This window comes from Bacteroides graminisolvens (genome assembly GCF_963666085.1).
Taxonomy (GTDB): Bacteria; Bacteroidota; Bacteroidia; order Bacteroidales; family Bacteroidaceae; genus Bacteroides; species Bacteroides graminisolvens.
The window spans coordinates 3,213,577-3,238,192 of the sequence record NZ_OY762556.1; the positions used below are offsets into that span (position 1 = coordinate 3,213,577).

General features: G+C 45.9%; 17 protein-coding genes. 11 read left to right on the forward strand and 6 right to left on the reverse strand.

Annotated features, from left to right (window positions below; translation table 11 throughout):
* Positions 1 to 302 precede the first annotated feature (302 nt).
* From ACKPCE_RS13555 to ACKPCE_RS13590, 8 genes are all read left to right on the forward strand, one after another.
* Complete coding sequence (locus ACKPCE_RS13555; RefSeq protein ID WP_319505576.1) at positions 303 to 1,586, forward strand: TULIP family P47-like protein; 1,284 nt, start codon at positions 303 to 305, stop codon at positions 1,584 to 1,586.
* A gap of 14 nt (positions 1,587 to 1,600) precedes the next feature.
* Complete coding sequence (locus ACKPCE_RS13560) at positions 1,601 to 3,187, forward strand: TULIP family P47-like protein (RefSeq protein WP_319505577.1); 1,587 nt, start codon at positions 1,601 to 1,603, stop codon at positions 3,185 to 3,187.
* Between the two features lie 234 nt (positions 3,188 to 3,421).
* Positions 3,422 to 3,655 carry a hypothetical protein gene (locus tag ACKPCE_RS13565; protein ID WP_319505578.1) on the forward strand — a complete coding sequence of 78 codons (234 nt, stop codon included), beginning with the start codon at positions 3,422 to 3,424 and terminating at the stop codon, positions 3,653 to 3,655.
* A gap of 87 nt (positions 3,656 to 3,742) precedes the next feature.
* Positions 3,743 to 5,062, forward strand: coding sequence for an AAA family ATPase (locus ACKPCE_RS13570; RefSeq protein WP_319505579.1), 1,320 nt, complete (start codon positions 3,743 to 3,745; stop codon positions 5,060 to 5,062).
* A 5-nt stretch (positions 5,063 to 5,067) separates the two neighbouring features.
* Complete coding sequence (locus ACKPCE_RS13575) at positions 5,068 to 5,901, forward strand: RloB family protein (protein ID WP_319505580.1); 834 nt, start codon at positions 5,068 to 5,070, stop codon at positions 5,899 to 5,901.
* Between the two features lie 12 nt (positions 5,902 to 5,913).
* On the forward strand, positions 5,914 to 6,279 hold the full coding sequence (locus ACKPCE_RS13580; RefSeq protein WP_319505581.1) for a hypothetical protein: 366 nt from the start codon (positions 5,914 to 5,916) through the stop codon (positions 6,277 to 6,279).
* Positions 6,280 to 6,285: 6 nt separating this feature from the next.
* Positions 6,286 to 7,191 carry a helix-turn-helix domain-containing protein gene (locus tag ACKPCE_RS13585; protein ID WP_319505582.1) on the forward strand — a complete coding sequence of 302 codons (906 nt, stop codon included), beginning with the start codon at positions 6,286 to 6,288 and terminating at the stop codon, positions 7,189 to 7,191.
* A gap of 80 nt (positions 7,192 to 7,271) precedes the next feature.
* A complete protein-coding gene (locus tag ACKPCE_RS13590) occupies positions 7,272 to 8,273 on the forward strand; it encodes an aldo/keto reductase (protein WP_319505583.1) in 1,002 nt (333 codons plus the stop codon).
* A gap of 75 nt (positions 8,274 to 8,348) precedes the next feature.
* Here ACKPCE_RS13590 and ACKPCE_RS13595 read toward each other — a convergent pair whose 3' ends face one another.
* Both ACKPCE_RS13595 and ACKPCE_RS13600 read right to left on the reverse strand, forming a co-directional pair.
* A complete protein-coding gene (locus ACKPCE_RS13595) occupies positions 8,349 to 9,773 on the reverse strand; it encodes a fimbrillin family protein (protein WP_319505584.1) in 1,425 nt (474 codons plus the stop codon).
* 56 nt (positions 9,774 to 9,829) lie between these two features.
* Positions 9,830 to 11,428, reverse strand: coding sequence for a fimbrillin family protein (locus ACKPCE_RS13600; RefSeq protein ID WP_319505585.1), 1,599 nt, complete (start codon positions 11,426 to 11,428; stop codon positions 9,830 to 9,832).
* A 233-nt stretch (positions 11,429 to 11,661) separates the two neighbouring features.
* Here ACKPCE_RS13600 and ACKPCE_RS13605 point away from each other — a divergent pair, with 233 nt between their 5' ends.
* Genes ACKPCE_RS13605 through ACKPCE_RS13615 form a run of 3 tightly spaced genes read left to right on the forward strand, consistent with a single transcriptional unit; the run spans position 11,662 to position 14,521 of the window.
* Entirely contained in the window at positions 11,662 to 12,615 is a 954-nt protein-coding gene (locus tag ACKPCE_RS13605; protein WP_319505586.1) for an SPFH domain-containing protein, read from the forward strand.
* Positions 12,616 to 12,631: 16 nt separating this feature from the next.
* Complete coding sequence (locus ACKPCE_RS13610) at positions 12,632 to 12,835, forward strand: type II toxin-antitoxin system antitoxin (protein WP_024995752.1); 204 nt, start codon at positions 12,632 to 12,634, stop codon at positions 12,833 to 12,835.
* Positions 12,836 to 12,889: 54 nt separating this feature from the next.
* Positions 12,890 to 14,521: a calcineurin-like phosphoesterase C-terminal domain-containing protein gene (locus ACKPCE_RS13615; RefSeq protein ID WP_319505587.1), complete on the forward strand. Its 1,632-nt coding sequence runs from the start codon at positions 12,890 to 12,892 to the stop codon at positions 14,519 to 14,521.
* Positions 14,522 to 14,601: 80 nt separating this feature from the next.
* Here ACKPCE_RS13615 and ACKPCE_RS13620 read toward each other — a convergent pair whose 3' ends face one another.
* The 4 genes from ACKPCE_RS13620 to ACKPCE_RS13635 all read right to left on the reverse strand — a co-directional run bounded on the left by ACKPCE_RS13620 (position 14,602) and on the right by ACKPCE_RS13635 (position 24,604).
* The gene (locus ACKPCE_RS13620; protein WP_319505588.1) at positions 14,602 to 16,788 is read right to left on the reverse strand and encodes an alpha-L-rhamnosidase-related protein; all 2,187 of its coding nucleotides are present in this window, start codon (positions 16,786 to 16,788) and stop codon (positions 14,602 to 14,604) included.
* A gap of 22 nt (positions 16,789 to 16,810) precedes the next feature.
* Positions 16,811 to 18,649 carry a right-handed parallel beta-helix repeat-containing protein gene (locus ACKPCE_RS13625; RefSeq protein ID WP_407655037.1) on the reverse strand — a complete coding sequence of 613 codons (1,839 nt, stop codon included), beginning with the start codon at positions 18,647 to 18,649 and terminating at the stop codon, positions 16,811 to 16,813.
* A 64-nt stretch (positions 18,650 to 18,713) separates the two neighbouring features.
* Entirely contained in the window at positions 18,714 to 20,798 is a 2,085-nt protein-coding gene (locus tag ACKPCE_RS13630) for an aceric acid hydrolase (RefSeq protein WP_319505590.1), read from the reverse strand.
* Between the two features lie 23 nt (positions 20,799 to 20,821).
* Positions 20,822 to 24,604: a family 78 glycoside hydrolase catalytic domain gene (locus ACKPCE_RS13635; RefSeq protein ID WP_319505591.1), complete on the reverse strand. Its 3,783-nt coding sequence runs from the start codon at positions 24,602 to 24,604 to the stop codon at positions 20,822 to 20,824.
* Positions 24,605 to 24,616 lie beyond the last annotated feature (12 nt).

Genomic DNA, 24,616 nt, shown 5'->3' on the forward strand with positions numbered 1-24,616 from the left:
CTATTCTGTCAATTTCCACCAAATATTTGAGGTAAATTCAATTCTCATCATGTTTTTGAGGTATTTTTTATACCTTTGAAAGGTAATACCACAAAACATTAAACAAGTCAAGAACATGAATAACAAATTAAACATTCTGTAATAAAACATCATAAAAAACCTTACTCCCAACATTATTAACGAGAAGAAAAAAATATATTCCTTCTTATTCTTGTTACTTCAGCATTTTATGCCTAAATTCCCATCGTTTTTCAGTAAGATTAGTTGAGTAACAATCTACATTCACCTTAAATACTAAATCCATGAATACGAAAGGATGGGATACTGTTGGTTTGGTTAAAACCGAACATGTTAATCAGGACATAAGAAATTGCTGGCATCTATTCAACAATGAAATAAAAAAGACAGAAGTTGAGTATGAGTTATCTGGAAAATTCGGACCGTGGCAAATTACCGATGGAGGCAGCAACAAGCTGATAAGATTCAACATCCCCTTTGAATCGGGCACGTTTCGCCTATTCGATAATGCCAGTATCATGGCGGCTGACGAAAACAGCCAAAAAGAATACAGCTTAACGAATTGCGAATGCATAGTGGAGATGATGATGGATTTCGTCAATACGGATAACAACAAAAAGCTACTGAAACTTGACATCAAACAGCTTGCAAAAAGCAGAGACGAGATAGCAAGCAGCAATGAACAGGGAGGTTGGATAGTACCCATACTTTTTAAGGGTAATATCCCTGCGTTCTACCAGCCCGTTATACTCGAGCTAGTATGCCAATATTTAATAGAACACCCCGAGCAGATTAATTATGTATTTGCATCCATCAACTTTGCTCAAGAGAGCGGAAGCTGGGTAACACCTGTGAAATGCAAATATTCTTATCTAGACAGTCAACCGTCTTATATGGGGGTTCTATCTGTGTGTAGCAATAAGGACATCACCAATATGCCTGTAGATATAGACGTCAATTCGCTTCCGGGCAATCCGAATAGTTATTTCATTACTTCATCAGATTTGTTTCTATTGAATGTCATGATGCCGTCATTTATCGACTTCTTCCAACACTCAAACAGTTCAGATTACAGGATAAACGATCTGGGCATTTTGGTTAACACACGCAGCCTCGAGATGAACAGTGTAAAAAGTGGAGCTATTTGGTACACACCCATAATAGAAGGACTGGAAGTTTCTGTTTTAGGAGGAGTATTAGAAATAAAAATAAATGGAAAGTGTGACCTCAAAGCCGGTATCTGGATGTATTTCAACGGCAGGTTCAAAGCCTATCCGCAATTATCAAACCAAGTAGTGGAATTCAGGATAGACGGTACCCCCTCTTTTGATCATCACGAAGACATTCCCTGGTACCTTGCCTGGCTACTACCCCTTGTTGGATTGATTACAAAAATTGTGGTTTCATGCATTTCTAGCGATCTCATGAACTCTATTACAAAAATATTTGGAGAGAGGATGCATATTGATAACATTTCCCCTGTAGCATGGACCGGCAACCCCAAGGAAGTAAATCTTGTCAATGTAAAACTAGACGATTCTTTTATTATAGAATATATTATAAATTAAAAAATCTTATCATTATGATGTCAAACGAAAAATTGGGCGTTGGGATGAAGACCATCACCATGATGCCCGAAATGGACAAAGAGTTAGTTAAAATAGCTCTGCAAAGTTCGCTTTACAAAGACAGGGGGAGATTAAGAGCCAATTTTATGCAGGATGAAATTGAGCTAATGGCCCAGAGTGCAATCAGTACCAATGGATGGGACACTGTTTTTGCAATCAGTGCTGAACACTTAAACACAGCGATAATAAAAAAGAAAAGTTATCCTGCAACGATAGAATACACAGTCACAGATGGAGATGAATCTTACAGCATTACAAACGGAAAGTTTAATGCATGGCAAATTTCGGAAGGTGGTGACGGCTCCAACATCAACCTCAAATTACCTATTGCAAGTGGTAATTTTGACTATGGCAAAGGATATGCTCTTAACGGAGTAGAAGCCATTGTGCAGATTAAATTGCGATACTTCCCCGAGGTGCTGGATGATCAGGTGCTGAAAGATGGTCTGTATGACTTAAAGGTATCAACTACATCTAACAATCCGGATGTTCCTGTTGTAAGCCTCGTACAATTGAATGTACCTTCATCTCTGGGAATGGGAACAATAACTAAATCCGTACTCAGTAGTTTGATTCTTGAATGGTGTAATCATAATCTTGACAAATTCAACACGATATTCTCTACCATAAACCTGAATAGTTTAGGCGACAAAGAGGACTATAGATGGTTGAAATCAACTCACATGAGTTATGCATATACTGACAATGGTACGCTAACAAACAGTGTTTTTGGGGTGTTGTGTATGACTCTGGGGCATTCGGCAGTGGGGTTGCCTCGCCAAATCACTCAAAATGCATTGACAGACAAAGGGAATGGTACATATATTATTAATACGGGATTATTTGCTGAGTACCAATTCTTACCCTCTCTGCCTTTTGTATTCGAAGATGCTAAAGCATCTGATTTTACGCTGAATGACACAAAGAACGGCATCACCAGCACAAAACTTAAAATGGAAGGTGTAAAGTATGGAGCAATTACATACCACCCTGTTTGCGAGAGTTTTGAGGTGTTCTTTGAACAAACTTACATCAGATCTCACACCACAGTTAAGACAGATATATCACCGGGAATTGTTTCCATTGTTGATATCGATGTAAAAATGACTCTTAAGCTAGATACCAATGCTGCAGGGGAGCAAATATTGACTTATGAATTACTTGGAGACCCTGCGGTCATATCGAAAACGGAGACAGAGGCTTGGGTTGTTATTACGGAAGTAATAGCAGGGTTAATTCTGGCAGTTGTGGGGTTAGTTGTTGGTGCTTGCATGAAGACTATCGTGCAAAGAATAATTGTAGGTGTTATCGTAGCAGTAATCGCTGCCATCATTTCAGTAGTTATACATGTAATCATTGAGAAGGTGATTGCAGAAGGTGTGAGTAAAGGGCTTCCGTCCATAGATCCTATGGTAAAGGTAGCTACGAACCAGGTTATATGGCCATTGTGCGATCCGGCAGATCCCAACAGGTTCACGCTAACGAGTGTAACTTACAACGGCTCAATTGCTTTAATTGGTAATCCGGGTTATGTAGAGTAATTGTTGCTGATTATAATGCATATTGGGTAAGGCAAAAGTCTCGAGATTTCGATTGGCTTTTGCCTTCTTTTTATATTCTGAATAGCACCTTTTGTCAATTTCCACCGATTTCAAACAGCCCATTTTGTCAATTTCCACCAAATGTTTGAGGTAAATTCGGTTCACTTCGTGTTTTTGAGGTATTTTTTATACCTTTGAAGGGTAATACCACAAAACATTAAACAAGTCAGGAATATGAATAACAAATTAAACATTCTGTGGACAACAGATAACAGAGATACGGTATTCAACATGTTGTCAATGTACGCCATTAACTCCGTGAACAAAGATTGGTGGGAACACGTCAATATAATTCTGTGGGGAGCTTCCGTGAAGCTGGTAGCTAACGACACGCAAGTACAAACAGAGAATCACTCACCCAATACATCAAAGACGGTGAGCATGTATTGTATCTGTAGAAGAAACTGAAAGTTACACTCCCGTGAATTTTTCACGTTTCATTTGTTTCTTAATACAATAACGGTTATATTTGCCGGAGTAACAACAAAGAAAGCCATGCTATTAAGAGTCATTGTACAGAATTTCCTTTCATTCTTCGAACCCGTACAGTTCGACATGTTTCCCAACATGAAGAAAGAGACGTTTGAAAGCCATATCTACCGAAATCAACAGATTCCGGTACTCAAACAAGCGGCATTATTGGGGCCTAACGGTTCGGGCAAGTCGAACTTTGTAAAAGCCGTGAACTTTATACAAAGCATAGCTACGCAGAAGAATTTCTTAGAGAAAATAAACATAAGTAAGTACTTCTTTCGTCTCACCGAGAGCAATAATCAACCCATCTCAATGGCTATAGAGTTCTGCAAAGATGAACAGTATTTTATCTATATCATTGATATTTTACCCACACACATAGAAAAGGAAGAACTTTATCTGTCGGGCTTAGGCAAAGAAGACAATAAGCTTGTTTTTTCAAGAACAAAAGAGGGTGTATCGCTTCCCAAAATGCCCGAAGGGACTTTATTGGAGGCTATCAGAAAAATGATTATCTCCAACCCGTTATCATCTTTACTGGTGCTGAACAATGAATTCCCCATCATTGAAGATGAGCTGGCTAAAACTGCGTTCCAGTGGTTCAACGATGATTTGGAGGTTGTTTCAATTAACACTACTGCACCGGGATTAATAGACTTGATGTCTAGAAATGAGGAGATACTCCAATTTACAAACAACATTTTTTCTGAAATTGGCATAGGTATCAACAAGGTAAAAGTGCAATCGGAACCATTGGATCAATGGCTGACACACACTGATGACAACAATAAATCAGATTTAACCAAGCACCTGGAACAGTCGCTAACCAAAGAAAATGAAATAATTACTCGGATGCAACATAAGAAGAACCTATTCACCATATCGATTGAAGACGGTATTAAAACGGTGAAGGAATTTATCTTTGAGCAATTGGGTAAAAACGGATATGTAGGTGAAATGGATATATTGGCTCAGTCTGATGGAACGGTTCGGTTACTCACTCTGATTCCGGCTATTTATGATGCTATATCTAAAGGCAAAACAGTAGTCATTGATGAAATTGACAATAGCATTCATCCAAAATTAATGTATGCGCTAATTGAGTATTACTCGCATGCAAAGACTTCCGGGCAATTGATTTACACTACACACGAAATGTCATTGCTGGATCAACAAAACTTGTTGAGACCCGATGAGATATGGCTAACAGAAAAGAAGGATGGTGCCACCAATATGTATTCTCTCAATGAATTCAAATTACACAACACCATTTCCATAGAGAAGGGTTACAGAGAAGGGCGTTATGGAGCCAATCCGCATATTGAGTTGCTTGATAAATAGACGGAATGGATCTATCAAAGCTAACATACAGCAAAGATGTATCTGGTAAAGAAGAAATCGCTCCGGTAGAATCTCCTATCATTTCACCGGAAAAGGTAGAAGAACCGTTGCCTCTTGTTGAACAGATCAAAGGGTATTCTAAAGAGGAAGGTGAGAGAACTCCTGCCCTATTCTTTATTATTTCGGGCGGTGAGGAAAGAGAACGTAATTACATCTCAGCCATCGAAAAGAAAAATGAATTTCAGCGTATCCGGATGATTTTCATTTCATCGCCAAAGGGAGAAGGAGGCTTAAAGCCCAAAGCTATGATGGAAAAACTTATTGATGCAAACCGTAAAGGGACATTTGAGATTGATGCACAAAGCTACAATTGGGAGGAATACGATAAGGTATATCTGGTAAGTGATGTTGATGAATTCGCCGAGGATCTTAAAGAGTTGCTCTGTACGCCTCCCGATATATCAAAAACATATCATTGGGCTATCAGCAATCCTTGCTTCGAAATATGGCTATATTACTCTTACTTCAGTGAACTAAGCGCTGAAGTGCAGTCACTTGAACAAATAACAATAAATAAGAGGAGTTGCACTCTTAAAACACTTAACGGTGAGGCCAAACCCGGAGGAATAGATCCACGCAAAGCGTTTGAAGAAATGCTGACTGCATCGGCCAACTCAAAGATTCACTATGCGGAAGATGAATTTGGAATTCCAGTGTTGTTTGCCACTCAAATGCACTTTTTGGCAGATGACGTGCTTTCAACATTAGGCACTGAGTATGAAGAATGGAAAGCTAAAAAATTAGCTTTAATTAATAGATTTAAAAAGGAAATTAACTAAACAACAAAAAAGATGAGAAAATTATTACTAGTGCTAACTATGCTATGCTTGCCTATTCTGGTGTTTTCGCAAGCTAAAAAGTATGTCTACGCCAAGGCTAGGTATAACTCAAGTGATCGCTGTATCTTCTATTACAAGTACGATGACGAGAAAGGAATGCCTATTATGAATAATGATGGCGTTATTTTAAAATTCCGCACGGACATTGAGTTTATAAACTACTTGGCAAATGAGGGATGGGAGTTACTGCATCTTTACGACACGCACCGGAATCAAGACTCTACTACTTACTATTACTTCAGGAAACCTCAGAGTGAGTTCACTGAAGAAGAGTTGTCGGACATCATTAGAACGACAAACATTAAAAAGAAAAGGTAATATAGTATGGCCGAAAGCATTCCGCAATTCTACAAAAGAATACAACCTGACAATTCTCAGCCGGCAACAAGCTATAGCCGGGAGAAACCGTATTTCAATATCTTCTCCCGGGCATGTAATTTCGGAACGGTGCAATTCAGCTACAGGGAGTTCTACAAGGTGACACTGGTTATTGGCGTGGGGAGGTTGTATTATGCCGACAAATGGATTTTGGTAGATCGCCCTGCACTGATGTTCTCCAATCCTTTGGTGCCTTATGCCTGGGAATCAATCAGCGAGGAACAGAATGGCATGTTTTGCATCTTCAACGAGCAGTTTGTACTCCCCGAAGAGAAGAGCGGATCGCTGGCCGATACTCCGTTATTCAAGGTGACGGGCGATAAGGTTTTCTTCTTAAATGAGGAGCAGGTGGCTAAGGTGCTAGATATATACGCGCAAATGAAGGCGGAGAATGAGACTGATTATGCAGGGAAGTTTGATGTGCTGCGCTGTTATCTTCATTTGCTGATACACACGGCCCTGAAAATGCAGGACTCAAACAGGTATGAATCGCACCCGAATGCTTCGCAACGCATAGCCGAGCTGTTTATAGAACTGCTAGACAGGCAATTTCCCGTTACGGATCCGCATGCGGTATTGGCCTTACGCACTCCTGCCGATTATGCTAACCGCTTATCCGTGCACGTTAATCACCTCAACAAAGTGGTAAAGGAGGTTACGGGAAAAACGACTTCTGCCATGATTGCCGAGAGGGTTGTTAAGGAGTGCACGCAGCACTTACTGCACAGTCATCTATCTATTTCGGAAATTGCTTACAGCCTGGGCTTTGAGAGTGTGGCTTATTTCAGCAAATTCTATCGCAAGCATACGGGGAAATCGCCCAGCGAAAGCAGGGAGCAGTCAATTATTTGATTTGTGCAACGGATGCTTTGATTTGTGTTAACGGGTGACACCGGCATGCGTTACTTTTGTACCGACTAAAATGATTGGTTATGAAGTACAGAAAATTAGGTAATACTGAGGTCAACCTCTCCGCTATCGGATTGGGTTGTATGGGTATGAGTGCTGCCTACGGAGCAGCCGACGAGAAAGAGAGTATCCAAACTTTGCATCGGGCTTTGGAGCTGGGCGTTAACTTCTGGGATACGGCCGATGTATATGGCAATGGTGCCAATGAGGAGTTGTTAGCGAAGGTGCTGGCCGACAAAAGAGATCAGATTTTCATTGCAACAAAATTTGGCTTCCGCCTACGCAATGGGCAAGGCAATGTGTTTGCTAATGGTGAGAGTTATGTAGATGCTTCGCCGCAATACATGCGGCAGGCGGTGGAAGGTAGTTTGAGGAGGCTGAACATTGAGACCATCGACTTGTACTATGCGCATCGGGTGGATCCTACCATACCCGTTGAGGAGACTGTTGGCGCTATGGCGGAGTTAGTGAAAGAGGGCAAGGTACGTTATTTGGGACTAAGTGAGTGTTCTGCTCAATCATTGAAGAGGGCTTGTGCGGTTCATCCCATATCTGCTGTTCAAAGTGAGTATTCTCTATTGACTCGGGATGTTGAGAAGGAGATGCTGCCGCTCACAAAGGAGCTGGGGGTTACTTTGGTGCCTTTCTCGCCTTTAAGCAGGGGGTTGGTGACTAACACGGTCAACGTGAATGCATTGGGGGATAATGATTTTCGTAAGCGTCTGCCGCGTTACAACGGTGAGCACTGGGAAAACAACCAAAAGCTAGCTGCTGAATTTGCAGAAATGGCTCACGGCAAAGGGATTACTCCTGCTCAGCTTGCTTTGGCATGGGTATTGGCACAGGGCGCAAACATCATTCCTATTCCGGGAACGAAGCGGATTAAGTATGTAGAGGAGAATGCAATGGCGGCGGATGTGGTTCTTTCACCGGAGGATGTTTCGGGCATTCAAAGGCTTCTGGATAAGTATCCTCACATCGGCAACCGATACAATGAACATGAGTTTCAGTTTGTGAATAAGTAACTTCATAAAAACTGAATAGGGAGACTAGCCGTGGCTAATCTCCCTATTTTTATGGTTATAAGCAGTGTGCTTATGTTATTTAGTACCTACCAACTTTACGTTATCAACGCGATAACCTGCTGTATTGGTTTCTGCGGTAGAAATAAACTCAATAGAAGTTATATTCTCAGGCACATTGCTTAGTTCAACTGTTTGATAGACATTTGTTGCTGGTATTGCTACACTGGGAACAGTCATAACCGTGCTTCCACATTTTACCTGAATCACATTCTGATCAACCGATTTAGCATTAGCAGCTATGCTGTAAGACAGCTTCAGGTTGGTGTAACCGGTAGTGTTGAAACCGGATATTTGTAAACCCGAGTTTTTGGTAGCTGCAAACCATACATGACTATTCATTGTCGTTGTGGAACGAACACTGGCATAGCTATATGTAGCCGACAAATAATTATCTGTGAATGTAAAAGTAGGGTTGTCCCAACCGGTAAACTGGTTAACACCCGGCCAGTTGCCATCTACCTTCTCAACCGTAGCACCGAATGTTTCAGTAAAGATCGTTGTTTCGGTACCTTCTGAAGGATCTGTAGGGGTTGTTCCGCCTCCTAAATCAATGTTGATGTCACTACCAGGAACGGTTACCCAATTGGTAATGGTGGCCTGACCAACAGCCACAACAAGCTTACCTGCATTGTCGGAGATATTGGCTGGGTAGCTATAGCTACTGCCGGCATTGAGTGAAGCGGCTGCCAGACTCGTTTTGAAGGTCTGTGTGCCAATGGTGAACTCAATAGCTGCATCGTCCGGTAGCTTGCTGTTAGGCAATACAATGGCCTCTGCCTGATACTGATCGTTGCCCTTATCTGTTAGCTTGTAGGCTATAGAAGCCACGTTGCCGGCTGTTGTAGTCAGGGTACCCGTTGCCAAATCAAATGCTGCTTTGGTTTCGGTTCCCACTAACTTTACTGCAAAATTAGTCAACGTTACATTAGAGGCTTTGGTGATATTCAAAACCATGCGTGTAAGCTGGTGGGTGAAGTTCAGATTTACTTTGGTCGATGCATTGTTAAAACCGGTAGTTGTAGGTGCGTATAACAAATCAATGGCTTCCTGAGTGGTCTGGTTTGTTACATCAACAGCTATCTGGTTGTTGCTGACGGTTGCTGTGTAAGGATAGTATGTAACGAAGTTCACCTTACTGCCGTCTACAGGGAAGTAAATAGCCTGATCTTCTGAGTCGTAAGTTAATTCACCTGTTGAAGATGCCGTATACTTTTTGTTTGAAGCCAATGCTGTAGCCAGTGTGCCTCCTTCGGGAATCATGTAAACACCTACTTTGTCGCCGGTAGTCCATGCATCATTGGCAGCACGGGTATTCGATGAAATAGTTGTGCTGAAAGATACCACTTGTTTGGTTTCGGGCAAGTCTTTGTCGTCACTGGAACAACCTGACAAGATTGTAGCAACTAAAGCTGAGAAGTAAACTAAAGTTTTAAATTTCATTTTATGAGGTTTTAATATGGTAAATGTATGTTTTGTACTATTTGGGTTTATATGATTTAATTCCACTTGGATGTATCAAGCGTTGCTTTAACAGTAGAATCAATGGTCGGGAAGAACGTAAATCCGGTAACTGTTTCCAGGTCTTGAACCGAAATAGCTTCTTCCATATAGTTAGTACCCGAGTACACTTTATTGTCAAATTTGAAAGCGATGGTGGTAAAGCTTCCGTTTATTCTTCGGGCAAGTGCCTTGAAGTAATAAGCGGGCACGGTCATGCCTTTCATCTGCGTTACAGTACCGGTTGGAGGTATGGCACCCGTTACCACGTATAGCGTGTCTGTTCCACTCATCCATGAACGCACTTGTGTTTCAAGCGAAGCCCAGATGGTCTGGTTCAGCCCTACTCCTATCTGAGGGGTCATGTTGCTGTAGTAGAAAGTAGTGCGGTTAGTAGCAGCATCGCACGTGCGGTCGGCACTAGGTATTTGGTGTCCGCGGTCATAGCCGTTTCCGCCAAAGCCGCTGGATAGATTGGCTTGATAGGTTTCTGCAATATTGGGGTCGTACGCCCAGGCATCTGTACGCCCTGAACTGCCGGTACAAGCCGGGAAGAGCGGATAGGCTACCCAGTAGGCTATTTTATTGCTTTTGCTGTACAACATGCTGTAGTTACGCATCTCTTTTCCTGATACGGGATCGACCATTGAGTTGGGCATGTCGTGGTTGACATATAGCAAATCGGGGTCATTGATCATGCTTTCGGTAATCAACGGGGTTTCGGTCCAGCGTTTGTAGGATGCCTGCGGATCGATGCTGGTGTCACCACCGGTGATATTCAGGTTATACGAATATTCTGTTCCTCTGTCAAGAGAGGTAAGCGAAAGATCATAGTGTTTCTTTGTGCCGTTCAGTTCCACAGTCAGGGTAATCTTACTAATGGAACTTTCGGGTATCAAGATGGCTTGTGCAATGCCGGTAGTATTAGTTACGGCTGCTACGCTGGTGTGCATCACAATGGTATCCGTAGCTGTCTGATCGGGCGTTAGCGTGGCATCGGCCAGAGAGAAAGAAGCCTTGGTCTTTAAACCGGATAGTTTGAGTTTCAAACCGGTAAGTTTGCTGTTGTCCGTACCCTTAACATTCAGGATTAAACGTGAAAGTTGATGAGTAAATGCTAAGTTTACCGCATTGGAACGGCTGCTGATACCGATCAGGTTATTGGAGTATAGCAAGTCAATTGCCTCCAGGTCGGTCTGATCGGTTACGTTGACCGGATAAACGTATGGGTCACTTAAAGTTCGTTGCGGATAGTAGGCAATGAAGTCGACCTGACTTTGGTCTTCCGGATAATACAAATCGGTTCCTGCCGTAACGAAATTTCCGTCACCATTCTTAGTAGTATAAAGAAGGTTGGCAGCTGAATTGACAATTGAACCGGCGGAAAGAGGTTCTCCGCTTTTTTTCATGTATACGCCAATGGAATCATTAACCGTCCACGAAGCTCCATTGGCGCGAGTGAGGGCAACGCCTTTGACGGTCGAGGTGAAGTGAATTGCTGTTGCTTGGCCTGAGTTATCAATCGGCTGATTATCTTCTTGATTACATGCAAGCAGGAAGAGCAAAAATACACTACTCCAAAGTTTAAATTTTATCATTCTGTATTGTTTAGGTGAAATAACGAAATGCAAAAATATAAAATATATATTTCATTTACGTTACTTAACTGTTAATACAATAAGTCGCCAAACGTTTATCTTCAGGCTAAACAAATCACTTCTCCGTTAATTATACTTAAATCAAAGTCCTAACCTATTGATAATCTGAATTATTCTTCGTTATATTGTGATATCAAAATAATATCATTACGAATAACTAAAATCAATTTCTTATGAATACAAAAGAATTTCAGTATCAAAGCATGTTAGTGAACGGATTCCTCATGCTGTTTCTCAATCTGTTGGTTATTCCGGCGCTCGTAGTATCGAGTTTCCTGGTATTTGGTTCAGAGAGCGCTGTAACCATTGCGGCAACTGTTTTACTCTCCATACTCTTTATTCTGATTACTCCGGGTTACTTCTCGCAGGAGCCTAATGAGGCGCGCGTGATGGTTTTCTTCGGTAAGTACGAAGGTACGTTTACTTCTACCGGGTTCTTCTGGGTGAATCCGTTTATGAACAAGAAGAAGCTGTCGTTCCGCGCACGCAACCTCGACGTGGCGCCCATCAAGGTGAATGACAAGATTGGCAACCCCATCTTGATTGGTTTGGTGCTGGTGTGGAAGTTGAGGGATTCTTACAAGGCGATGTTTGAGATTGATTCGCAAACGATGGCCGACAATTCTGCCAAACCCAATCAGGTAAGTGCTACCGTAGCCGGACGAATGAATGCGTTCGAGGAGTTTGTAAGAATACAGAGTGATGCGGCACTGCGTCAGGTAGCGGGACTGTATGCATACGACGACAGTGAAACGGATGCGGCCGAGCTGACGCTTCGCGGCGGTGGCGATGAGATCAATGAGGAGCTGGTGTTGAAGCTCAACGAGCGTTTGTCAATGGCGGGCATCGAGGTACTCGAAGCGCGTATCAATTACCTGGCTTATGCGCCCGAAATTGCTGCTGTGATGTTGCGTCGCCAACAGGCCTCGGCTATTATATCGGCTCGCGAAAAAATTGTGGAAGGGGCTGTATCCATGGTCAAAATGGCACTCGATAAGTTATCTGCCGATCAGGTTGTGGAGCTCGACGAAGAGAAGAAGGCGGCCATGGTAAGCAATCTGCTTGTGGTGCTTTGTGCCGATGAAGCGGCTCAGCCTGTTGTGAATACCGGTACGCTGAATCATTAAAAGATAAGGAGGGAAAGTGGCAAAGAAGGAGTCTTCAATCAAAAGTTTTGTGCTGAGGGTGGATACGGAAACCATGAATGCGCTCGAAAAATGGGCTGCCGATGAGTTCAGAAGCACAAACGGGCAACTGCAATGGATCATTGCGGAGGCACTGAAGAAAAGCGGCCGCTTGAAATCGGAGAGAAAGAAGAGTTGTAACCCCAAAGAAAACACTTTGTAACATGGCTTGTCTACTTTTGCGGAACCTATTGGTAAAGTAACTAACAAGCATAATATGAAAGTAATTAAAACTCTTTTGATTGGCGCGTGGTTGATGGGCTCTTTGGCTCTGCATGCGCAAAAAGCAAACATTTTCGGAACGGTTACCGCAGACGGTAAGCCGCTGGCAGGTGTGCCTGTTTCCGATGGATATGAGGTAACAACAACCGGTGTCGACGGGCGTTATGAACTAAGCTCGCACAAGCGTCACGGGTATGTGTTTATAAGTATTCCGGGTGGTTACGAGGTTCCTGTTGAGGGTGTAGTGCCTAAATTTTGGACGAGCCTCAACAAGCCTGTAACGCAGGCGGAGCAGCATGATTTCATGTTGAGCCGGGCAGACAATGTTAATCATGTGGTGCTGGCCATCACGGATTTGCATCTGGCAGGAGTATATAACGATAAGGAGCAGCTGTGCATGAGTTTCATGCCGAGCATCAACAACACGGTGAAGCAGTTGGCCGGACAGAAGGTGTACACGCTCAGTCTGGGTGATTTGAGCTTTGAGCGTTACTGGTATCTCAAGGGGTATGACATTGCCGATTACCGCAAAACAATGGAGGTGGTAAGGTATCCTACTCCGATGTTTAGTGTGATAGGTAATCACGATCACGACGGGGGAACGGCTTTTTCGGACTCAACGGATTTTATGTCGGCTGCGAAGTACAAAAAGGCGCTGGGACCTACGTATTATTCGTTTAATCTGGGTAAGGTGCACTATGTGGTGCTCGATAACATCATCTATCTCAATGAGCCCAACGGGAAGGTGGTCGACGGATTGGTAGGAAAGCGCAATTACATCACCCGGGTGTCTGAGGAGCAGCGCGACTGGCTGAAGAAGGATCTGGCTTTGGTGAAGGATAAGAATACGCCTGTTGTTGTGGCTATGCATGCGGCGACGTATCGATACGAGGGTATATCTCCCGAAGTGATGAGCTGGCTGAGCAAACCGGAGTACAGTGAGGAGATTACAGATTGTTTCCGTGATTTCAAAGAGGTGCATTATTTAAGTGGGCACACGCACAGAAACAATACGGTGAGGTATAAGAATGTGGTGGAACATAACATTGGTGCTGTGTGCGGCTCTTGGTGGCGTACCGGTAGCAATTTATTGCAGGCATTGGGTCCCGATGGCGGACCGGCAGGTTATGCGGTGTTCAACGTACAAGGCAGCAACCTTAGTTGGTATTACAACAGCATTGAAGATGGTGCGCAGAAGCAGTTCCGGGTGTTCGACATGAACGAGGTGCGTCGTTATTACAGGGATTCCAAGGAGGTGGCAACGTTTTTAAGTCATTACCCGCAACGGGTTGATTTTCGCCAACTGCCGGATAATTTGGTGTACATTCATGTTTGGGGATGGGAACCGAAATGGAAGGTGGAGGTGACTGAAAACGGACAACCGCTTACTGTTACCCGTGAGCTGACTGAGGATCCGCTTTACACCATCACGAACGATATTCCGGCTACGGTGTGGATCAACAAATTCCCCGCCAGCATGATGGAGGAGTATCTCAAGAATCATATTTTTGTGGTGAAGGCTTCTAAGCCCGATTCTAAGATTTCTGTCACCGTTACAGATGCTTTCGGTAAGGTGTATACGGAAACCGTAGCTCGTCCTAAAGCATTTAGTACGGCTATGAAATAGATATTATAAAAGAATCCGGCCCCGCTCAGTGAACGCTTGGTTCACCGGGTGAGGCCAGATTTTTCTATGTAGATTCGTGATTAATACTTCACCACAATTTCTTTACCTGCCTGAACGAGCAGGCGGTAGTTGCCTTTCGAAACTTGTTCTACCTTGCCCAAAGTAGCTTTTGGTTTGCGCTTACTTTTGAAGTATAGATAACCGCTACCTTGGGGTGCTGACACTTTAATGGTGCGGGCATCCATGTATACGTGAATGTTACCACCGGGTGTAGGAACATCGCCTTCCATCCACTTCAATCCGCCCAGCACAGGGGTAATGGAAAATTCTTTGTAGCCTTCACGAACGGGACGAACACCCAGGTAGTATTTACCCAGCAGGTAAATGGGACTGGCTCCCCACGCGTGGCAAAGGCTTTTGCCATAGGGACGTCCGTACATAGCCAGGTGTTGAGCACCTTTGTCATCGGGATTGTATTTCTCCCAGAAAGAGGTCGCTCCTTCGCGCAGCATACCGCCCCAATAGGCTTTCATCTCCTTCATCACGGCATCTTGTTCACCCAGAGCACAAAGGGCTTCCAGTTCATAAAAACGCATGTAGGGAGTGGTAATCTTCATCACACTGTCATTCAACAGCACGGAGTGCTTAATGGCTTGCTGCTTATCGGCACTGAGGTAGTTGAAGAACACAGCAAACATGTTGGCGTAACGGGTAACGGCTTCGCTCTGTGCTCCGTTCACACGGTTGTGCACCAGCGCTTTCTTGGCTTCATTCCAGAAAGCGGGTTCCAACTTGGCACGCAAGGCGGTTGCCAGTCCGTTGTATTTATGTTCTCCTTCGCCATCGTTCACCAAACGGGCACAAAGCGACATGGTTTCGAGACTTTTGCAGAACAATACCTGTTCAAAAGAAAGCTCGCCTTTCTTATCCATGTAACCGTCTGCCCAGTCAACAAACACCCAATCGCCTGTCATGCCTTCAACCATGCCTGAGGCATTGGTGCGGCCTAACACGTAATCCATCAGGGTTTGCATGCGGGGGTACACTTGGGTCAGGAAGTGCTTGTCGCCCGTGTACATGTAGTAGTCGTAAATACTCAGGAACCAGAAGAACGTGTAGTCCATGATGGTATTGGTGTGACTGGTCACGGGGTCTTTGCCGCGCAACAGCCAAATGGTACGTTTCACCGCCTCATTGTCAAAGAAGAGGTAGTAATTCATCAGGTAGCTTTGTATGGCATCGCCACTCCAAACCCATCTGTCGCGTTTGATGCCGTCAATGAAGAACTCGCGGGTGGTGAGGTGCATGGTGTACGCGCCTACATCCCAGATGCGGTTTATTTCTTCGTCGTTGCAACGGAAGCTGCCCCGGTATTCTTCGGGCATGTACTCATATTGCATGTCTACCGTACGGTAGTTAGCACCTTCGCTACGGGTGATGTACACGTAACGGAAGGCTTTGCTGCCCTCTACGGTATAGCTGCTTTGTGCTGCACGACTGTGCGACGTGGCAAGGTCGGTCACCATGCCGTTGTGCACCTGCAGGCGATCGAGTGTTTCGCAATAGGCGGTATCTTGTGCTTCTTCCGGACTTTCTCCGTAGTAGATGTTCACTGTGCCGCTTCCCTGAAGGGCATGCAACGTGATGTAGCCGAAGGTTTCTTTACCGAAATCGATCAGCTCACCTCCCTGAATGTGTTTGCGTGTGGCGGCTGGTTTTGTTTCAACGGGAAGGCGGTAGGCGGATGGCAGTTGCGTGGGGTCATTGAAGTTCCAGCAGCCTGCATCGAGGTAAACGGTAGCCGATGTATCGCTGGCTTTTCCACTCTCGTCAATCCATTCTTTGTCTTCGAAGGTTACTTTCCATGTAGCGTCACTGTTCACCGTAGTACCTTTTACAAACAGGGCCGGTGGTGTGCTTTGGTTGTGCACTTTGATGTTCAGACTGTGCTTTCCGGCAGGGAGCAATAGTTTAGCGGGTGAGCCAAACTGTAACTTTCCGTCGAGCTTCACGTTATAGCGTCCTTCGGCAGCAATTTCGATCTCTTCGGGTTGAGCCAGGTCGAGCTTCTTACTGAACTCAACCAGCACATAATGGCTATCCATCTTCCAGAACGGCGGGAAGAAAGCTCCTCGTTCTGTGCGACGGTTGTTCATGTTGTTGCCGAGCCACAACTCGTAATCACCGGGATACCAGATCCATGTTTGTGCCAGCAGCGGAGTGGAGCAAACCAGTAGAAGCAACAAGCTTATCAGATGTCTTTTCATTCTATTATCGGGGTTTAAAAGTTTATTTCTTTAAGTATTGGTAAGCGGGCAACAAACCGGCACGACTCTTAATGCTGTCGTTTACCTGCGGACCGTTATTGATCCATTCGTTACCCGGACCATTAGCGTTTTTGAGGTACTTATCACCTTCCGTCCAGTTGTCCTTCACGGTGATGAAAGAGGAACCTTCATCGGTGTAGAGGTAAAACCAGTGGTTAGGATCGTGCACATAACCGGGTTTGTAGATGCTGTGCACGCAGTTTTCCGTTACGTATGATTTGGGTTGCGAACCTAGCGTATAGATGCCTGCCACATCATACATGTGTTTGGCGTAATGGTGAATGAGGTTGGCATGCACGCGATTATTGCGCATGCAGTTCACGGTTTGGGTCCATCCCCACCCCAGACTGATGCCGCTATAGGGAACTTCGCTTATTTCGTTGTGCTCTATGTTGATGTCGCGCACGTAACCGGCACAGATAGCCAGACAGCCCCAGTCTTCATTGGCTACTTCAGTGAAATAGTTGTTGCTGATGGTTTGGTAGCTGCACAGCTCGCGTGCATCGGCAGGGTCGTAAGGCAAGTGGGTTTCGTGCGATGTCGGTGAGAAACTGCCTGCCAACAGGCCATTGCCTGCAATGTCACGAAACAGGCATCCTTCTACTTTGCCACCTTTCACACCGTACACATAGTCTACTCCCGTGGAACCAAGGTGTTCGAAGCTACAGTTCAGAAAGCTGATTTCTTGTGCTCCACTCACTTGCACGGCAGCAGCTGGGCGACCCAGCCACCCTTGGTTATCGAGCAGGTGGTTCTGGTAATTGCGAACCATTTTGGGAGTTATCTGATAGCCGTCGGTGAGGTACATACCTGCTTGCAAGGGTACGTGTCCCTTTTCTGACGGACGCGTCCACGTGGTGTACTGAAACGATACGTTTCTGAACGTAACGTGCTGCACGGGTCTGTCGAGCGTACCTTCTACCTGCACCAGCGTTTCTACTGCGGGTACCACGGCTGTTGCCTTCGCTATGTCTTCTCCCTGACGGGGATAGTAATAGAGTTTGTGCGAACGGATGTCGTGATACCACTCTCCGGGAATGTCGAGCAGTTCGATAGCATTGGTTAGGTAGAAAGCCGAATTATGACCGTCTGTTGTCACCATGGGACGTGGCCACGGGTGTTCAAACTGTATGCGACTTTCGGGGTTGTGAAAGCGCACAGCGGCAGAATCACCATGAATTTCAATCGATTTGATGCGCAGGTTGGCCACACACCACATCTGGTGCAGTACCATCTCGGCAAAAGGGGCTTTGCGAATGCGTGCCACTGCCTGGGAGGATACCCAGAGTATTTCGTTGACGGGGTCGTTGTTGATGATGCGGTGCATCTTCTCAAAATTGGCTACATCACGGGCGCGAACAGCCTTTTGTCCGTTTACCCATAATTGGCGAAACGTAAGAGGTGTTCCGTTAAACATGGGGACATCGGCTACCCAAAGCTTGCCTTTGCTCTTTTTCCAACCGCTCACCGATACGCCTCCGCTCAATATGGCCTGAGGGGTTTGCACGGCAGCATTCGTTGCTGCAACGGAAGTATCTGTCGTAGTAATGACGGTGGGTGAATCGGGTGTGCCGCTGTCTTCGGGACGGATAAATACCGGTTCGTAAAGGGCATGTTCACCCGGTGCAAGGTAGATGGTGATGCCACCTTTCACGGCATCGGGTTGTGTACGTCTCAACTCACGTGCCTGACGAAGGGCTGCCGTAAGCGTTTTCTTAGGGGCTGTCTGCGTACCTGCTGCACGGTCACTGCCCGCAGGAGACACCCAGATATCAAAAGCGCATACTCTTGCTGAGATCATCAGCAAGAGTATGACACAAAGAGATGGTATGTTTCGGTTCATATTGTATGGTTACATTGACAAGTTATTTGCGTACCAAAGGCATCCAGACGGTCATTTCGGCCTTGTCTCTGTTTCCCCATGCGTAGTAAGGAATCAGGCGGATGTTTACCGGTTTGCTGGTTTGCGACACTTCACGGTAAAGGGTATCTTTCCACGAATTGCGGGGCAGCAAACGAGCTGTTCCCTCCAAGACTACTATCGGACTGCCGTCGATGGTGATCTTCTTCGGGGTAAGCTGTATATCGGTAGGAATAAGCACATCGTCGATGGGCTGACCGCCTTCTATATCGATGCTTTCGAGGCAGTAAACCAGCGGTCCGCGTTTCACTACGGTTTGGTTGCGGGTTTCTTCCACCAAGGGGTTCGACTCAAGCAACTTCACGGTCATGTCCATCACAAACTCTACTTTATCGCCTTTCTTCCAAATACGGTTTACCTCGGCAAAGCTATCGGCTGCGAGATTGGTTTTCACGACCTCACCATTCACCTTGAGTGTAGCATAGTCGCACCATTCAGGCACGCGCAGGTACAGTGAGAAGGCTTTCTTCTTTGGAGCTTGTTCGATGGTGAGCAACACGGCACCATCCCACGGATAGTCTGTTACTTGTGTGAGTTTTACCTTACTGCCGTCGGCCAGAGCTGTTTCCAGCTCACTGCCTCCGTAAAGGTTACACCAGATGCCTTCTTTGCTCACCGTGTAAGCGTAGTTTTGTGCCTGACAAACGGTGCGCAACGTGTTGGGAGGGCAACAGAAACAGCTAATGTACTCCGTACGTTCCTTCGGCCAGCGAAGGGTATAAGGAAGATCGTTGCTGATGCGCAACGGGTTGGTATAGAAGTAGCGCTTGCCGTCCAAGCTAACTCCGCTAAGCACGCTGTTATACAAACAGGTCTCTACTATTTCGGCATACTTGGCTTCACCGGTGGTTTGCAGCATGCGCCAGTTGAAGAGCATGTTACCAATGTTGGCACAGGTTTCGTTGTGAGCGGTACTGTTGGGCAATTGGAACGGACGACCGTAACTTTGGTGTACCTTCTGTATGCTGTCGGGCTCGTAGCAGGTTCCATCGGGTGAAGTGCCGTCATAAAGGGCTCCACAAGCTCCGGTAACGTACATTTTGCGAGTCACAATGTCTTTCCAGATGCTTTGCAGGTTTTCCATCAGCAGTTTATCACCTGTTTCAGCATATACGTCGGCAACTCCTGCGTAGAGGTAGTTGGCACGAACAGCATGTCCCATGGCTTGTTTCTGCTGACTGAAGGGCACACGGTCTTGGTTGTCATCAGTTCCGTGCTCCACCATTCCACGAATCTCAATGAGGTTCTGCGAGAGTTCGAGGTAACGAGGATTGCCGGTGGCACGATACATCTCAACGACTCCCATGTAGTGCGACGGACAGATGGCGTTGCGCGCCAGTTCTGCCGATGCTGTTTCATAAAAATGGCAAAGGAAATCGGTAGCCTTCACCGCTACATCAAACAGGGTTTTCTTGCCGGTAGCACGGTAATGAGTAATACCTGCCATCATCAGATGCCCCAGGTTATAGGTTTCAAAGTTCAAGCGGTTAGCAAACGCACCTTTCTCATCCTCGGCTCCTACCTTGGTACCAATCACGGTATGATCGTGTTTCTTATGTGAATCGATGCCTTTGTTGCGTTCCTCAATGATAACGGGTGTATGAATGTAACCGTCTTCACGTTGTGCCAGAGTTATTTGTACAATGGCTTTATCCATCAAGGCATTGAGCTTGGGGTCTTTGGTGACTGCATAAACAGATGCCACACCCTCCAGCCATTTATAGAAATCGCCATCGTGAAAGGGAGGTCCCCAATGTTCGCCGGGACAAGTGCCTGCTGCTATTTCAAAGTTACGGAAACCATGTGACACATCGGGGTTGTTCCAAGTGTTCCACATACTGAGCAACATAGTATCTTTGCACACCGCAAAGCGGTCGCCCCAGAAACCATTTGTCCACCGTACAGCACCCAGTTCGGTGTTGTGCATTTTGGCAAAGCGACTGTTGCTCATATCCGTCAGCCCCTTATTTTGTGCAGTAGTTATTGCTGCAAAAGCCGACAGTAAAAAAAGGAGTTGTATCTTCTTCATTATTCTGTTATCCGAATGTTATCTTAAAACTTTTTAGGGTCAATCAATTGATATTTTATGCGCTGCCTGCGCCACGTATAAATGGCATGTACCTTGCCGTCACTACCTTGTATGATAGACGGGTACGAGTACTGGCTAATGGGACTGTCTTCCAGCACCAACACTTCTTTCCAGTTCTTACCATCTTTAGATACGGCCACGCTAAGCGGTGTGCGCACGCCTTTCGGTGTGCCGGGCAACGTACCGAAGTTGTTATATATAAGTAGATGACGACCGTCTTTCAATGTTACGGCATCTGTACCGGAATTATTATTAGGTACCGAAGTCAGCTCCAGTGGTGACCATGTGTCACCGTTATCACTGCTCCAGGCCGTAGCTACTTTCCCGTTACGTGTACGGCAAAGTACTTGCAGCTTGCCGTTTTTGTGCTTCAGTATGCTGGGCTGAATGGCTTGCACCACATGCTTTTTCTGTTCGAAGTTCTCACCCGCTTCCATGTCTTCGGGACCATTAGCTTTGCCTTGCAGCAAAGTGGGTAGTGCTTCAGTCGCTCCGATGGGGCCAACCATTTTCCATGTCTTGCCCATGTCGTCGGATATTTCAAAGTGAACCTGCCAACCGCCACTGCCTTCCGTGCTCGACGGACAGATGATGCGCCCATTCACAAATTCGGGCTTATTTTTTACCGGACCCAGGAAACCTTCGGGAAGCGGTTCACGCTTACTCCATGTTTTACCACCGTCTTTGGAACGAACCAACCAGCCGCTCCAATCGGATACTTTGAGACCAATTTTAAAGAACAGCAATAAGTCTCCTCCAGGTATCTGAAACAGCACCGGATTCCAACATGCTTTGCGGAAAGTGGGACTGAACACACCATCGGCAGCCATTTGAGGGGCTGTCCACTTGTCACTTCCCTTCTCCTTGCGGCATACCCAGATGCAGCAATCGGGATTACGTTCTTTGGTTCCGCCAAAGAAAGAAGCGACTAAATCTCCTTGAGGAGTCTCCACGATGGTTGCTCCGTGACATTCGGGGAATGATGCTTGCTCGTACAAAAACTCATCCGACAAGATAGCCTTGCTTCGTGTGGGAATTTGCACACTATAATGGTAAGTACCCGAACCAATTTGTTCCACCTTACCATTGGGTAAGTGCACTTCTGCTGTGGTATTAGCCGGAATCTCCACATCCCATTCCAGGTGAGTGGGCGTTTTGCTCCATTTGCTTACTACTTTTCCGTAGGGTGTGATGTAGGATGCATCGACCTTGCTAAGCTCCTGAATCTCAAAATCCGGACGAAGCACAATGTGTTTGAATGCTACCTGTTGCTTGTCGGAACGGATGCCCGCCAGGTTTTCGTAGCACCATACCATCAGGTCACCCAACAACATGACGTGGTTGCCGCTGTTCATCTGCGGATTGGCTGTGTTGCCATTCCACAATTCCCAAATGGTAGTAGCACCGTTCTCAACCATGTAACCCCAACTAGGATATTTCTTGTTGGTAGCCAACAGATAAGCAATATCGGCACGTCCCATTTTGCTGAGCTCGCGCATGAGCCATTGCACACCAATTACGCCGGTGCTGATTTGCCCGTTGTTAGTGGTAATAATGGTCGTCACTACATTCTTTGCCACTTCTTCTACATACTCATGCGGAACCAGCTCGAATGCCAGAGGCAAAAGATTGGCCGTTACCGTATTGTTTCCGTAGTAAATGCTGTCCGGATACAGCGTATGTCCCGGTACTTTAGAAGTTCCCTTCTTTACCGTAAGGAAATGCTTGTTGAATGCAGTCTTTATGTTAGTTGCCAGTGCATCAAACTCAGCTACATCTTTGGTGAAACCTTGCAACGTGGCAAAGCGTTTCATTAGTTGCAGCATCTTATAATAGTAAGCGGTAGAGATGAGCTTACCATCGGTTTGACGTTTCGGATCGCGACTGTGAATCATGTCCAGTCCTTCGGGTGGCACGCACCAGTCGCCATAAGTATCTTTGGTAACAATATACTCTTCCGTCATGTACTCCTTACGCATGTGCTCCAACCACAACTTCATGGCTGCGTAGTTCTTCACAATGGGTTTGAGGTTGCCAAACTGAGTGTAAAGCATATCCGACGACAATAGCAGGGCTGCCGGCCAAGTCATGTTATCCGAATAATAGTTCCAGAAAGCCGGAGCCACATCGGGTATGCAACCGTCTTCACGCTGTGCTTCGCGGATGTCGTCCATCCATTTGGCATAAAGCGGACCGTTTTCCATCAGGAAGCTCTCACCCAATGAACCAGTGGTTCTGTCGCCTAACCAAGGTTGGCGCTCGTTGCGTTGCGGACAGTCAACCGGCATTCCTTTGTAGTTACCGCGTATGCCCCAAAAAGCGTTGCGATATATCTGGTTCAGTGTGCTATTCGATGTAGTGAAAGAGCCGATGGTTTCCATCTCGTCGTTCACCACCTCGCCCACAAAATCATTCACGGTAGCATGGGGGTAACCCGTCACCTCCACGTAGCGGAATCCGTGGTACACAAAGCGAGGAGCCCATGTACAACCTGCTTCATCGCCGCGCACAATGTAGGTATCGGTAACGCGCGCATCACGAAGGTTGGCTACATACAGTTCGCCGTCTTTCTGTAACAATTCGGCAAAGCGCAAACGAATAGAATCGCCTGCATTACCTTTCACTTTGAAGCGGATCCATCCTACCATGTTCTGCCCCATATCAAGAATATACTTCTTGCCCACTTGGGTGATAGATACAGGTTTCAGTGTGTCAACCACTTTCATGTTGGGCGACATGGCAGCACGAAGTGTTCCCATAGGCAAGCCCACACGTTGCGCAGGTACCCAGGCAGCATCGTTGTATCCATAAGTAGCCCAGCCCTTTAGTTCCTTACGGGCATCATACTCTTCACCGTCGTATTCGTTGTTACTGCGTATGGGACCCTCGGCAGTGAGCTTCCACGAAGGATCGCTCGCAATGGTTTCCGAGGTTCCGTCTGTGTATTCCACAATGAGGTTCAACCTCATCTTGGGATAACCGAAGTTAGGAATCTTATAAGGTTTGTAGTTTTGACGCATGGTGTAGAAGCGTCCGTTACCCAAGGTAACTCCCACCGCATTTTCAGACTTAAGCAAAGATGTTACATCAAAGCTGTTATACAAAACCGTTTTGCGGTAGTCGGTAGGTGCAGGAGCCAACACCTGATCGCCCACCTTGTGCCCGTTGATGTACAGCTCGTACAACCCCAAACCGGAGATGTGAACGGTAGCTTGCTTCACCGTTTTACCCAGCTTGAACTCCTTGCGGAGGTAACGAGCACTGAGACGACTCCATTGCGTGTCGCTATCCCAGGGGAACGTACCGTCATAACCAATCCAGCGACCTTTCCAGTTGTTCTCGGAAAGCAGTCCCATGCTCCAATGAGCCGGTTCGCTCCAACCCGTTTCGCCGCGAGTAGTGTAGCTTTTTACCTTCCAATAGCATCTGACGTTGCTTTTCAACGCCTTGCCCGCATAAGAGACCCAAATGGATGCATCGGAGTTTACCTTACCCGAATCCCATAAATCGCCCTCGTTCTTGTTGAGCTTCTCTAACGAAGAAGCTACCAGAACGTGGTAAGCAGTTTGCATCACATTGCGTTCGGCCGACACCAGTCGCCAGCTAAGGCGAGGCGTTTCTGCATCTATTCCCATGGGATTCACCATCTGCTCAGTGCGCAGGTAAGTGACATCCACCTTTGCCCAGGCTGCCAAAGGCAGCAACAAAGCAAACAGGAATGCGTATATCAATTTGTTGTTATGCATGATAGCAAGAAT

Bases quoted from the DNA above. Each gene is read 5' to 3' on its own strand.
- ACKPCE_RS13555 (WP_319505576.1), top strand. From the start codon at position 303: ATGAATACGAAAGGATGGGATACTGTTGGTTTGGTTAAAACCGAACAT.
- ACKPCE_RS13560 (WP_319505577.1), top strand. From the start codon at position 1,601: ATGATGTCAAACGAAAAATTGGGCGTTGGGATGAAGACCATCACCATG.
- ACKPCE_RS13565 (WP_319505578.1), top strand. From the start codon at position 3,422: ATGAATAACAAATTAAACATTCTGTGGACAACAGATAACAGAGATACG.
- ACKPCE_RS13570 (WP_319505579.1), top strand. From the start codon at position 3,743: ATGCTATTAAGAGTCATTGTACAGAATTTCCTTTCATTCTTCGAACCC.
- ACKPCE_RS13575 (WP_319505580.1), top strand. From the start codon at position 5,068: ATGGATCTATCAAAGCTAACATACAGCAAAGATGTATCTGGTAAAGAA.
- ACKPCE_RS13580 (WP_319505581.1), top strand. From the start codon at position 5,914: ATGAGAAAATTATTACTAGTGCTAACTATGCTATGCTTGCCTATTCTG.
- ACKPCE_RS13585 (WP_319505582.1), top strand. From the start codon at position 6,286: ATGGCCGAAAGCATTCCGCAATTCTACAAAAGAATACAACCTGACAAT.
- ACKPCE_RS13590 (WP_319505583.1), top strand. From the start codon at position 7,272: ATGAAGTACAGAAAATTAGGTAATACTGAGGTCAACCTCTCCGCTATC.
- ACKPCE_RS13595 (WP_319505584.1), bottom strand. From the start codon at position 9,773: ATGAAATTTAAAACTTTAGTTTACTTCTCAGCTTTAGTTGCTACAATC.
- ACKPCE_RS13600 (WP_319505585.1), bottom strand. From the start codon at position 11,428: ATGATAAAATTTAAACTTTGGAGTAGTGTATTTTTGCTCTTCCTGCTT.
- ACKPCE_RS13605 (WP_319505586.1), top strand. From the start codon at position 11,662: ATGAATACAAAAGAATTTCAGTATCAAAGCATGTTAGTGAACGGATTC.
- ACKPCE_RS13615 (WP_319505587.1), top strand. From the start codon at position 12,890: ATGAAAGTAATTAAAACTCTTTTGATTGGCGCGTGGTTGATGGGCTCT.
- ACKPCE_RS13620 (WP_319505588.1), bottom strand. From the start codon at position 16,788: ATGAAAAGACATCTGATAAGCTTGTTGCTTCTACTGGTTTGCTCCACT.
- ACKPCE_RS13625 (WP_407655037.1), bottom strand. From the start codon at position 18,649: ATGATCTCAGCAAGAGTATGCGCTTTTGATATCTGGGTGTCTCCTGCG.
- ACKPCE_RS13630 (WP_319505590.1), bottom strand. From the start codon at position 20,798: ATGAAGAAGATACAACTCCTTTTTTTACTGTCGGCTTTTGCAGCAATA.
- ACKPCE_RS13635 (WP_319505591.1), bottom strand. From the start codon at position 24,604: ATGCATAACAACAAATTGATATACGCATTCCTGTTTGCTTTGTTGCTG.